Origin of the sequence: Intestinibacter sp., assembly GCF_022780145.1 — a bacterium.
Taxonomy (GTDB): Bacteria; Bacillota; Clostridia; order Peptostreptococcales; family Peptostreptococcaceae; genus Intestinibacter.
The window spans coordinates 1-11,959 of record NZ_JALEXO010000191.1 but is presented as its reverse complement, the minus strand read 5'-3'; the positions used below and the strand labels follow the sequence as shown (position 1 = coordinate 11,959).

Annotated in this window: 15 protein-coding genes and 1 rRNA gene; 14 read left to right on the top strand and 2 right to left on the bottom strand. The window is 30.4% G+C overall.

Annotation, left to right across the window (positions count from 1 at the left end; translation table 11 throughout):
- The 12 genes from MR593_RS13570 to MR593_RS07530 form a co-directional block, all read left to right on the top strand.
- Nucleotides 1-155 (top strand): F0F1 ATP synthase subunit delta (locus MR593_RS13570; RefSeq protein WP_290691554.1); only part of this gene is annotated, 155 nt, incomplete at its 5' end.
- 15 nt (nt 156-170) lie between these two features.
- A complete protein-coding gene (gene atpA / locus MR593_RS07580) occupies nt 171-1,670 on the top strand; it encodes a F0F1 ATP synthase subunit alpha (RefSeq protein ID WP_290691551.1) in 1,500 nt (499 codons plus the stop codon).
- A 30-nt stretch (nt 1,671-1,700) separates the two neighbouring features.
- Complete coding sequence (gene atpG / locus MR593_RS07575; RefSeq protein ID WP_290691549.1) at nt 1,701-2,567, top strand: ATP synthase F1 subunit gamma; 867 nt, start codon at nt 1,701-1,703, stop codon at nt 2,565-2,567.
- 12 nt (nt 2,568-2,579) lie between these two features.
- The gene (gene atpD / locus MR593_RS07570; RefSeq protein WP_290691546.1) at nt 2,580-3,971 is read left to right on the top strand and encodes a F0F1 ATP synthase subunit beta; all 1,392 of its coding nucleotides are present in this window, start codon (nt 2,580-2,582) and stop codon (nt 3,969-3,971) included.
- Nucleotides 3,972-3,974: 3 nt separating this feature from the next.
- Nucleotides 3,975-4,259 (top strand): hypothetical protein, encoded by a 285-nt coding sequence (locus MR593_RS07565; protein ID WP_290691543.1) that lies wholly within the window; start codon nt 3,975-3,977, stop codon nt 4,257-4,259.
- A gap of 107 nt (nt 4,260-4,366) precedes the next feature.
- Nucleotides 4,367-4,747 carry a holo-ACP synthase gene (gene acpS / locus MR593_RS07560; RefSeq protein WP_290691541.1) on the top strand — a complete coding sequence of 127 codons (381 nt, stop codon included), beginning with the start codon at nt 4,367-4,369 and terminating at the stop codon, nt 4,745-4,747.
- An 84-nt stretch (nt 4,748-4,831) separates the two neighbouring features.
- A complete protein-coding gene (gene gerS / locus MR593_RS07555; RefSeq protein WP_290691539.1) occupies nt 4,832-5,428 on the top strand; it encodes a germination lipoprotein GerS in 597 nt (198 codons plus the stop codon).
- Nucleotides 5,429-5,685: 257 nt separating this feature from the next.
- Nucleotides 5,686-5,967 carry an antitoxin gene (locus MR593_RS07550; RefSeq protein WP_290691538.1) on the top strand — a complete coding sequence of 94 codons (282 nt, stop codon included), beginning with the start codon at nt 5,686-5,688 and terminating at the stop codon, nt 5,965-5,967.
- Nucleotides 5,960-6,325 carry a type II toxin-antitoxin system PemK/MazF family toxin gene (locus MR593_RS07545; RefSeq protein WP_290691536.1) on the top strand — a complete coding sequence of 122 codons (366 nt, stop codon included), beginning with the start codon at nt 5,960-5,962 and terminating at the stop codon, nt 6,323-6,325. Before MR593_RS07550 ends, MR593_RS07545 begins: the two co-directional genes overlap by 8 nt.
- 152 nt (nt 6,326-6,477) lie before the next feature.
- Nucleotides 6,478-7,305: a transketolase gene (locus MR593_RS07540; RefSeq protein ID WP_290691534.1), complete on the top strand. Its 828-nt coding sequence runs from the start codon at nt 6,478-6,480 to the stop codon at nt 7,303-7,305.
- Nucleotides 7,298-8,236, top strand: coding sequence for a transketolase family protein (locus MR593_RS07535; RefSeq protein WP_290691532.1), 939 nt, complete (start codon nt 7,298-7,300; stop codon nt 8,234-8,236). The genes MR593_RS07540 and MR593_RS07535 overlap by 8 nt, the downstream gene beginning before the upstream one ends.
- Nucleotides 8,237-8,392: 156 nt before the next feature.
- The gene (locus MR593_RS07530) at nt 8,393-8,833 is read left to right on the top strand and encodes a hypothetical protein (protein WP_290691531.1); all 441 of its coding nucleotides are present in this window, start codon (nt 8,393-8,395) and stop codon (nt 8,831-8,833) included.
- 75 nt (nt 8,834-8,908) lie between these two features.
- On the opposite strand, the gene MR593_RS07525 is transcribed toward MR593_RS07530, so the two are convergent.
- The gene (locus tag MR593_RS07525; RefSeq protein WP_290691528.1) at nt 8,909-9,478 is read right to left on the bottom strand and encodes a 5-formyltetrahydrofolate cyclo-ligase; all 570 of its coding nucleotides are present in this window, start codon (nt 9,476-9,478) and stop codon (nt 8,909-8,911) included.
- A gap of 170 nt (nt 9,479-9,648) precedes the next feature.
- Between MR593_RS07525 and MR593_RS07520 the strand changes: the two genes are divergently transcribed.
- The gene (locus tag MR593_RS07520; RefSeq protein WP_290691526.1) at nt 9,649-10,782 is read left to right on the top strand and encodes a S41 family peptidase; all 1,134 of its coding nucleotides are present in this window, start codon (nt 9,649-9,651) and stop codon (nt 10,780-10,782) included.
- Between the two features lie 427 nt (nt 10,783-11,209).
- On the opposite strand, the gene MR593_RS07515 is transcribed toward MR593_RS07520, so the two are convergent.
- Complete coding sequence (locus MR593_RS07515; RefSeq protein WP_290691524.1) at nt 11,210-11,401, bottom strand: hypothetical protein; 192 nt, start codon at nt 11,399-11,401, stop codon at nt 11,210-11,212.
- Between the two features lie 415 nt (nt 11,402-11,816).
- Here MR593_RS07515 and MR593_RS07510 point away from each other — a divergent pair.
- Nucleotides 11,817-11,959, top strand: a 16S ribosomal RNA gene (locus MR593_RS07510); the annotation flags it as partial.

Genomic DNA, 11,959 nt, shown 5'->3' with positions numbered 1-11,959 from the left:
CAAAAAAATATAATAAAAATATTACTTTAGAGAATAAAGTTGACAAAAGTATATTAGGTGGAGTTTTAGTAAGATTAGGGAATATTCAAATTGATGGATCTGTAAAAACTCGTTTAGATAATATAAAAGACCAACTTTCTCAAGTAATTTCTTAGGAGGGCGGTGAACCCATGAACTTAAGACCTGAAGAAATCAGTTCTATAATTAAACAACAAATAAAGAACTATGATAATAAAATAGAATTAACAGATACAGGAAGCGTCCTAAAAGTTGGGGATGGTATAGCTACAGTTTATGGACTAGAAAATGCTATGTCAAGTGAATTACTTGAATTCCCAGGAGAAGTATTTGGGATGGCTCTTAACTTAGAAGAAGACGTTGTCGGTGCCGTTATATTCGGTGATGACAGTGGAATCAAAGAAGGAGATATAGTAAAGAGAACTGGAAGAATAGTTGAAGTTCCAGTTGGTGAAGCTATGATAGGTAGAGTTGTAAGTCCACTTGGTTTACCTATAGATGGTAAAGGACCAATAGCTACAACTAAAACTAGACCAGTTGAAAATAGAGCTCCTGGTATAATGGCAAGAAGATCAGTTTACGAACCATTACAAACAGGTATAAAAGCTATAGACTCAATGATACCAATAGGTAGAGGTCAAAGGGAACTTATAATAGGCGATAGACAAACTGGTAAAACTACTATAGCTCTAGATACAATCTTAAACCAAAAAGGTCAAGATGTTATATGTATATATGTTGCTATAGGACAAAAACGTTCAACAGTAGCACAATTAGTTAATAAACTAGAAAAAGGTGGAGCAATGGATTACACTATAGTTGTTTCTGCAACAGCTTCAGAATCTGCACCACTTCAATACTTAGCACCATATGCAGGAGCTGCTATGGGTGAAGAATTTATGTACAATGGAAAACACGTTCTTATAATATATGATGACTTAAGTAAACAAGCAGTTGCTTACAGAGAAATGTCATTACTACTTAGAAGACCACCAGGACGTGAAGCATATCCAGGGGATGTTTTCTATCTACATTCAAGATTACTAGAAAGAGCAGCTAAATTATCTGACGAATTAGGCGGAGGATCAATGACTGCTTTACCAATAATAGAAACACAAGCAGGTGACGTTTCTGCATACATACCAACAAACGTTATATCAATCACTGATGGACAAATTTACTTACAACCAGAATTATTCTATTCAGGTGTAAGACCAGCAGTTGACCCTGGTATATCTGTATCAAGGGTTGGTGGGGATGCACAAATTAAATCAATGAAAAAAGTTGCTGGTACATTAAAACTTTCTTACTCTCAATATAGAGAACTTGCATCATTCTCTCAATTCGGATCTGACTTAGACGCAGATACAAAGAGAAGACTTGATCAAGGGGAAAGAATCGTTGAAGTTTTAAAACAAGGCGAAAATTCACCTCTTAAAGTTACAGACCAAGTTATGATAATATTTGCTGTTACAAATGGATTTGTAGATGATATACCAGTTGATGCATTATCTAAATTTGAATCTGAATTATTTAAATTTGTAGATACAAATTATCCTGAGTTAAGTGAAAAAATAATGGCAAATAAGGATTTCACAACTGATTTAAGTACAGCAATAAATGAATTTAAAAAGACATTTGTTGTTGAATAAGGGTCCTTTTTAAAAAAGGAGGTGAACTAATTGGGAGCTGGAATTAAAGAAATCAAAAATCGTATACACAGTGTTCAAAGTACTCAACAAATTACAAAAGCTATGGAATTAGTCGCTTCATCTAAAATGAGAAAAGCTAAGGATAGAGCTTTAGCTAGTAAACCATATTTTAATACACTTTATGAAACAGTTAAAGATATAGCTACTAATACAAGAGGTGTTAGAGATGTATTTTTAAAACCAAGAGAAGTAAAAAACAGATGTTACATTGTAATAGCTGGTGATAGAGGTTTAGCTGGTGGATATAACTCAAATATATTCAAGCTTACAACTGCTCATATGGATGGAAAACAAGAAAAAGTTATAGCATTAGGAAAGAAATCTGTAGAGTTCTTTTCAAAGAGAGGTTACGATTTATTAATATCTCAAGATAATGTAGAAAATTGTGATTATGAAAAAACATTAGAAATTGCAAATACTGCAATGGATTTATATAAAAAAGGTGAAGTAGATGAAGTATACATTTCTTATACAGAATTTGTATCACCTCTAGTACAACGTCCTCAATTAAAAAAGATTTTACCATTAGTTTTTGAAAAAGATGAGACTGAGGTAAAACCAAAAGAAGAAGGAAGAAAAGCTAGAGTTCAATATTTACCATCACCAGAGGCTGTCCTAAGTTATATAATACCTAAGTACGTATCAGGAATTATATATGACGGTGTGATAGAATCTTTTGCATCAGAACAATCAGCAAGAAGAAATGCGATGAAATCTGCAAGTGATAATGCAGACGAAATGCTTTCTACTCTAGAATTAAGTTACAACAGAGCTAGACAATCTTCAATAACTCAAGAAATAACAGAAATTGTTGGTGGAGTTGAAGCTCTAAAATAAGGAGGTTAGGAAATGGCCAACGTAGGTAAAATAGTACAAATCGTAGGGGTTGTACTAGATGTTAAATTTGATAATGAACAAAGCCTACCTAATTTATTAAACGCGTTAGTTATAAAGTTAGGAGATAAAGAAATAGTTGCCGAAGTTGCACAACATATAGGTGACGATACAGTTAGATGTATAGCAATGAGTGCGACTGACGGATTAGTTAGAGGTATGGAAGCTGTAGATACAGGTAAACCAATAGCTGTACCAGTTGGTAATAAAACTCTAGGAAGAATATTCAACGTTCTTGGTGAACCAGTTGATGGATTTGAAGCACCAAAAGACGCTCCTAGAGAACCAATACATAAACCAGCTCCAGAATTCAACGAAATAGCAGATAATGCTGAAATGCTTGAAACTGGTATAAAGGTAGTTGACCTATTAACTCCATACCTAAAAGGTGGTAAAATCGGTCTATTCGGTGGTGCCGGAGTTGGAAAAACAGTTCTTATACAAGAGCTTATAAATAATATAGCTAAACAACATGGTGGTATATCAGTATTCTCTGGTGTTGGAGAAAGAACAAGAGAAGGTAATGACTTATACTTCGAAATGAAAGAATCTGGAGTTTTAAATAAAACAGCTCTAGTATTCGGACAAATGAATGAACCACCTGGAGCAAGAATGAGAGTTGCATTAAGTGGTCTTACAATGGCTGAATACTTCAGAGATCAAGAACACCAAGATGTTTTACTATTCATAGATAATATATTCCGTTTCACTCAAGCAGGTTCAGAAGTTTCTGCGCTTTTAGGACGTATGCCTTCTGCCGTTGGTTACCAACCAACACTTGCAACAGAAATGGGTGCATTACAAGAAAGAATAACATCAACTAAACAAGGGTCAATAACATCAGTTCAAGCAGTATATGTACCTGCCGATGACTTAACTGACCCAGCGCCAGCTACAACATTTACTCACTTAGACGCAAAAACAGTTCTTTCAAGATCTATATCTTCATTAGGTATATATCCAGCAGTTGATCCACTTGAATCAACTTCTAGAATACTTGACCCTAATATAGTTGGAGAAGAACATTATCAAGTTGCCAGAGGAGTACAATCTATACTTCAAAGATATAAAGAATTACAAGATATAATCGCTATACTTGGTATGGATGAACTTAGTGATGAAGATAAGTTAATAGTTGCTCGTGCTAGAAAAATACAAAGATTCTTATCTCAATCATTTACAGTTGCAGAACAATTTACTGGCTTCCCAGGTAAATACGTTCCAATAAAAGAAACTATAAGAGGATTCAAAGAAATACTAGAAGGTAAACATGATGATTTACCAGAATCTGCATTCTTATTCGTTGGAACTATAGATGAAGCAGTAGAGAAAGCGAAGGAGTGTTAGTCTATGGCAAGCCAATTTGCATTAGAGATAGTAACTCCTGAAAAAGTCTTTTATAATGATGAAGTTGAAATGGTAATAATGAGAACTACAAAAGGTGATAGAGCTATTTTGAAGGACCATATACCATTTGTAGCAGGCTTAGTTGAAGGACAACTAAGAGTAAAAAAAGATGGTAAATTCAGAGAAGGTAAAATTTCTGGCGGATTTATCACTGTTAATAAAGAAAAAACAACTATATTAACAGAAGCAGCTTCATGGGATGATGAGGTTAAAAAAGAAACATTATAGGATATAATGAATATATGAGGAGTTATCGAAAATAGTTTGAATGCTAAAAAGATAACTCCTTTTAAAATTTTGATAGGGATTAATTTTTTATTTAAGGAGAATTAATTATGAATATACTTGGAATAGGTATAGATATTATAGAAATAGATAGGATAGAAAAGGTTTTAAAAAGAACTCCTAGATTTTTAGAAAGAAATTTTACTGAGAAGGAAATAGAATATTTTAAGGAAAATAACTTTAGAAGTGAAAGTATAGCTGGAAATTTCGCTGCTAAGGAGGCTATAAGCAAAGCAATTGGCACAGGAATAAGGGGTTTTAATTTAAAGGATATAGAAGTTTTAAGAGATCATTTAGGAAAACCCATTGTAAATACATATAATAATTTAAAAGAAATTTGCATAAAATATAGTGTTAAAGAGATAAAAGTTAGTATATCTCACAGCGAGAATTACGCAGTAGCTAATTCTCTAATAATTACTGAAGATTAAAAAATATAATTGAATAAATGACTGATAAAAATAATAATTTACCACTGACCTGAATATTAATATAAAAGAAGGGGAGTGGTACATATGTTTAAGAAAAAAACAATAGGATTATTTATCTTATGTATGTGTATGATAGTATCTTTAATAGGATGTAGCAAAGTAAAACAACAAACTAAAGAAGAAGTATATTCTGATTTTCAAAAGAAAATAAACTATATGACATCGTACACATGCACAGCTAATATAACTGTCATAAACAACAAAAGTCAAAGCAAATACATAATAAATCACACCTATAAAAAACCGTCGTATTACAAGCTGGAAATAATCGAACCAGAAAATCTAAAAGGAAAAACTATGGAGTACTATGATAATAAAATTGTAATTAAAAATCAAAAATTAGGAGATGTTATAGAACTACCTAAAGTAGGTAATAATAAATTATATCTATTTGTAGGAGATTTTATACAAGATTACTCACGAAAAGAATCTGTCAGAATGAACTTTTACAATGATGATCAATTAGCCTTAGAAATAGATGTACCAGAGAATATTTATTTTAGTAAGCAAATATTGTATATAGATAAAAAGACTAAAAATCCTGTAAAAATGGAAATACTAGATAATGAAGGCGAGAAAAAATTTATTGTAGAGTACACCAATTTTGAGAGTAAAAATTAAATATTTATAAAAATAATCTAGATAACACAGCTTCTAAAAGTTTTACGATAATCTCATCGATATAATTAAGCTAATAACCAGATTAAAACAATTTATTTTATAACATATAGAGAAGGGTAGTGTAAATAAAAATAATGAAAAGAATACTATTAACTAGATTGTATATTGACATGTGTTAAATGGTAAGAAATGCAATTTTACATTCGTGTATCTATTTGTTAAAATTAGAAGAGATAGTATTCTTAGGAGGCGGTTTTGTGAACAATAAGAACAAAGAAAAAATTGTATTTACTTTGCCAGAGGGAATTTTATCTGAAGTAGATAAAATTATTCAAATGGAAAATAGTAATAGAGAAGATTTTGCAAATGCTGCATTTCAATTTTATATAACTCAAAAGAAAAAAATAAGTTTAAAAGAAACTATGATAAAGGGTTATAAAGAAATGGGTAAAATTAATCTTTCATTAGCTGAATTAGGAATGACAGATGAGATTTCCTTAGATAATAATTCTGAAGGAGACATGGCAAAAGTTGAGTAATCTCAACTCTGAGATAAGACGAGGAGATTTATATTATGCTGATTTAAGTCCTGTAGTTGGCTCGGAACAGGGAGGAGTTAGACCGGTTTTAATAATTCAAAACAATATCGGCAACAAATACAGTCCTACTGTAATAGTGGCGGCAATAACATCGCAAATCAACAAAGCTAAATTGCCTACACACATTGAAATAGCTGCCAACGAGTATGGATTAAATAAAGATTCTGTTATCCTCTTAGAGCAGATTAGAACGATTGATAAGAAGAGGCTTAGAGAAAAAATAGGTTGTCTAGATAAGAGTATGATGCTAAAAATAGATAATAGCCTTCAAATAAGCTTGGGCTTATTTAATATCTAAAAGACTATTGATTGTATATTTTCAATAGTCTTTTTTGTTATATAAAAATATAAACATTAAAAAATAATTTTAATAATGATATAATAAGAAGGAATTGGTACTATAATAGTATTATATAATGATATCAGTTTTAAAATTAGGAGGTAAATCGCATGAGAGACCATAAGGGATTAAATGAGATTGCAAGTATCATCAGAAAAGAAATAGTAACTATGATACACAAAGCGAAATCTGGACATCCAGGAGGATCTTTATCGGCTGTTGAAATTTTAACAGCGTTGTATTTTGATGAGATGAACATCGATCCAACAAATCCTAAAATGGAAGATAGAGATAGATTTATTTTATCTAAGGGACATGCTGCACCAGTTTTATATGCGACTTTGGCAGAAAGAGGATATTTTGATAGAGAAGAATTAGATGGATTTAGGAAGTTTGGATCTATGCTACAGGGGCATCCCGATATGAATAAAATTCCAGGAGTAGAGATGTCTACAGGATCTTTGGGACAAGGATTTTCAGTGGCTTGTGGTATGGCTATGGCTTCTAAACTAGATAACGCACCATGGAATGTCTATGTATTATTAGGTGATGGCGAAATACAAGAAGGTATAGTATGGGAAGCGGCTATGAGCGCATCTCATTATAAGCTTGATAATTTAATTGCATTTCTAGACTATAATGGCCTTCAAATAGACGGAAATATAGAAACTGTTATGAATGTAAATCCAGTAGAAGGAAAATTTAAATCTTTTGGTTGGAATGTAATAACAATAGATGGTCATGATTACGATCAAATATTTGCAGCTTTAGACATAGCAAAAGCTACAGTAGGTAAACCAACTATGATAATTGCTAAAACTATAAAAGGTAAAGGAATTTCTTTTATGGAAAATGAAGCTAAATGGCATGGAAGTGCTCCAAGTGATTCAGATTTACAACAGGCTTTATTAGATTTGGGAGGTGCTTGCCGTGAGTAATATAGCAACAAGAGAGGCTTATGGAAAAGCTCTAGTTAAATTAGGCGATTTAAGAGGGGATGTAGTAGTTTTAGATGCTGATTTATCTAAATCTACAAAAACAAGCGAGTTTGCAAAAACGTTTCCAACAAGATTTTTTAATATGGGTATAGCAGAACAAAATCTAATCGGAGCTGCTTGTGGTTTAGCAACAGCGGGCAAAATACCTTTTGCGAGTACATTTGCGATGTTTGCTACAGGTAGAGGATTTGAAATAATAAGAAATTCTGTTTGTTATCCAAATTTAAATGTAAAAATATGCGCTACACATGCAGGTATAAGTGTAGGCGAAGATGGTGCATCACATCAAAGTGTAGAGGATATAGCAATAATGAGATCTATACCTAATATGACAGTGTTAGTTCCATGTGATGCTATTGAAACAGAAAAAATGATATTTGAAATAGTTAAATACAATGGACCAGTATATGTTAGATTGGGAAGAAGTGCAGTACCTCAAATATTTGGTGAAGATTACGATTTTGAAATAGGAAAAGGTGTAATTCTTAGAGAAGGTTCAGATGCAACTATAATAGCTTGTGGAATGATGGTAAACGAAGCTATTAACGCAAGCAAATTATTAAAAGAAGAAGGCATAAATGTTAGAGTAATAAACATGTCTACAATAAAACCTATAGATAAAGAAGTGATTATAGAATCTGCTAAAAAAACAGGTGCAATTGTCACTGTTGAAGAACACAGTGTAATTGGAGGCTTGGGAAGTGCTGTAAGCGATGTTGTATCAGAAAACTATCCAGTTTTAGTCAAAAAAATAGGCATAAACGATGTTTTTGGACAATCTGGAAAACCAAAACAATTAATGGAGGAATATGGTTTAACTGTAGAGAATATTATTAATAAAGTAAAAGAAGCTATACAAACAAAACAATAATTTTAAAATAAAACCTAAAAAAATGAATATTAATAAAATCAAAGCTGATTATATTTTAAGAAAAAATATATTTCTATATAATCAGTTTTTTTATTTAAAAATTTAGAATAGGAAAAAATTAACACTCATATATTTAAATATATGGAGGTGTTATAGTTGAATGTTAAATTTAATATGAAAGGTATGATTTATGGCATTTTTTTAATTGTATTTGTATTAGCAGGATTTATAGTTTTGCCAAAAATGTTTATAGAGGATGTAAAGTCTATAGATTATGTATTAGTTCAAAGGGATTCTATTCCTGATAAAATAATCGATGTTATGGATGATTATGTAGACCAAGAGAGAGCTTTGACTATTATGATAGATGATAAAGTTTATGTAATAGTGACAAGGGGACAAAATGACGATTATGGTATAGATGTAAATAAAATAAGTGTCCAAAACAAGGATGGCAAACAAGTTATGAAGGTAGAGGTTATATATAAAGAAAAAGAAAATGCTTATCCTTTTATAGTTTTGGAGACGAATATGAAATCTTTGCCGGATAAAGTCGAGCTTGATAAAAAATACATAGATAATAATAAAAATAAATAAAATTAAAAAAGGTATAATCAAAATAAAAAGAGAATGAATATATTTAAATTTAATATCATTCTCTTAAAAAAGCTATTATTTATTAGGTGTTAATATTCTAGTCTCAGTTACTACATAGTCAAGTTGAGCATCGTGATCTTCCTTAGGTACTTCAGGGAAAATTTGTAAATCAAAAGCGATACCTACAGTAACAGCATCATCTCTTAATTTTTCTATAAATCTATCGTAGTATCCTCCACCATATCCTAATCTATAGCAATCTTCACTATAAGCAGATGCTGGAACTATAACTAAATCTAGGTCTTTAACATCTAGAGTAGGAGCATCAGGTTTAGGCTCTCTTATATTGTAGGCTCCGATTTTGATTCCTGTTTCTAAATCAGTTATTTGAGCAGGTATCAAAAGTCTATCTTCCACGATAGTTATAGGAGATGTTACTGTTTTTCTAAGAGATATTAATTTATTGATTAAATGGTCAGTAGCAACTTCATTTTTGAAATCTAAATAAAGCATGATATTTTGAGCATTTTTTACACAGTCCATTTGAAGTAATTTTTCTGTGATTATATCTGAGTTTTTTTCAATAAATTCTTTATCCTTTGCCATTCTTGCTGCAATTACTTTTTTTCTAAATTCTGTTTTCATAAAATCTACCCCTTTATATATATGGTATAATATTGAAGATATAATTAATATCCTTACTATAAATTTTAATATAATTTGTTACTTTAAATCAACAAATTTAGTAAATAGTAATAAAAAGGGTAAATTATCATATAATAGTAATAGTTTATTTAAAAGGAGAGGTAGGAAGTATGTCAAAGAAGAAGTTGTTTATAGGAGCTATAATTATAGTTATTGTAACGGTAATTTGTACAAATTTAGTTCAAATTTTTCTGTTAAACGGAGTATTTATATCTAGAGATCTATATGAAAAATATCAAAAATTAATGGCTCTAGAAAATATTGTAGAAAGTGATTATTATCAGGATGTAGATGAGGATAAATTGATATTAGGAGCTGAAAAAGGACTAATACAAGCATTAAATGATCCTTATTCAGAATATTATACAGAAGAAGAATTTGCTTTATTAAAAGAGCAAACACAAGGCTCTTTTACAGGTATAGGAATTTATATGACTGGCAATGATAAAGATAATATAGTTGTCCAATCAGTAATAAAAAATTATCCAGCAGAGAAAAGTGGTTTAAAAGCAGGAGATATCATTTTAAAAGTAGATGGAGAACAAGTAAAGGCATCAGAATCTACCAAAGCGTCTAGTAAGATAAAAGGAAAAGCCGGTACATCAGTAGTTTTAACTATTCAAAGAGGCGATAAAAAGTTTGATGTAACAGTTAAGAGAGAAGAAATAATAGTTGAAAGTGTTAAAAGTGAAGTGAAAGAAGATAATATAGGTTATATACAAATAACTTCATTTGACAAAAATACATATAATGAATTTAAAGAGCATATGAGCTCTTTACAAAAGAAGAATGTAAAATCACTAATAATAGACCTTAGAGATAATCCAGGAGGATTATTAGATGTATGTGTAGATATAGCAGATGATTTATTAGGAAAAGGAACAATCGTATATACTAAGGATAATAAGGGAGATACTCAATATTATAAATCTGATGCAAATAAGATTGACTTGCCTATAGTAGTATTAATAAATGAAAATAGTGCTTCGGCTTCAGAAATTTTGACAGCAGCTATAGTAGACAATAAAGCAGGTATAGCAGTAGGGACAACTAGCTATGGAAAGGGTCTTGTTCAAAGTGTAAAAGAATTTAAGGATGGAACAGGTTATAAATTGACTACAGCTCAATATTATACTCCAAATGGAGATTATATAAACAAACAAGGTATTAAACCTAATATAGAAGAAAAAGATAAAAATAAACAACTTAGTAAAGCGATAGAGTATATTAAGAATAAAGAGTAATGTTTAAAGTTGTATTTATATTTTGGATGAAAAATAAATTAAAAAAATATTTTAATTGAATATTTTTAGGGTGTTTTTGATTTCTTTTGTTATTGTATTAAAAAAAATACATTTTTTTAAGTAATTTGTTAGAAATTTGTATTAAAAAATGAAGGAAATTATAACTTAGTATAGAATATCTATAAATAAGTTAATAATTTATATTAGGAAGTGAATTTTATGAAAGAAACTAAGGCAAAAGTTGTTAACATTCAAGATTATAAAGACAAAAAGAAACAGTTAGAAGTAGATAGAAATGAGCTTATAGCTCTTATTAAACAAATAGTGACATCAAAATAGGGAGTTTTATACTCCCTATTAGAGTTTTATTAATAAAAAATTATATATATTTTTTGAAAAAGATATATAATTTATACAAATGGAAGATTTATTGTGATCTAAGAGTATTTAAATAATCTTTAAATTGCATAAATTGAGTCTGATCTTCAAATTGAATTTCCTTAGAGTCTTCATTATCGAAGTTCTTCAGATAGACTAAGGGATTATCTTCTTCAGCGTTATAGTATATACATCTATAGCCATCTTCGTATAAGTTTTTTACACTTTCGAAATCGTACATATGAATCACCCTTCTTTAAAATAATGGATTATTCTTATTATGCTGTATTTTTAGTTATATATACATAAAGTTTTAATATATTAAAAAAAATATAAAAAAAGTATTGACGAATAGATTTCATGGTGGTATTATATTACTTGTCCTTGAGAGAGGGGCAAAGATTTAAGAAAGTTATAAAAAACTTCTTAAAAAAATGGTTGACAAGGTTTTGAAACTTTGTTAAACTAATAAAGCTGAAACGAGCAAATGAACTTTGAAAATTAAATAGTAGGTTAAATAATAAACTTTAATTCACACGAATTAAAACCAACAAACCAAGCCAGATATTCGATAATGATTAGTCTGAGCAGGAAGCTTTATTTTAAGCAATTGACATGAGCGAAGCGAATGGACATTGCGATATAAAGTGCAACTTTATTTTGAGAGTTTGATCCTGGCTCAGGATGAACGCTGGCGGCGTGCCTAACACATGCAAGTTGAGCGATCTTCTTCGGAAGAGAGCGGCGGACGGGTGAGTAACGCGTGGGTAACCTACCCTGTACACACGGATAACATACC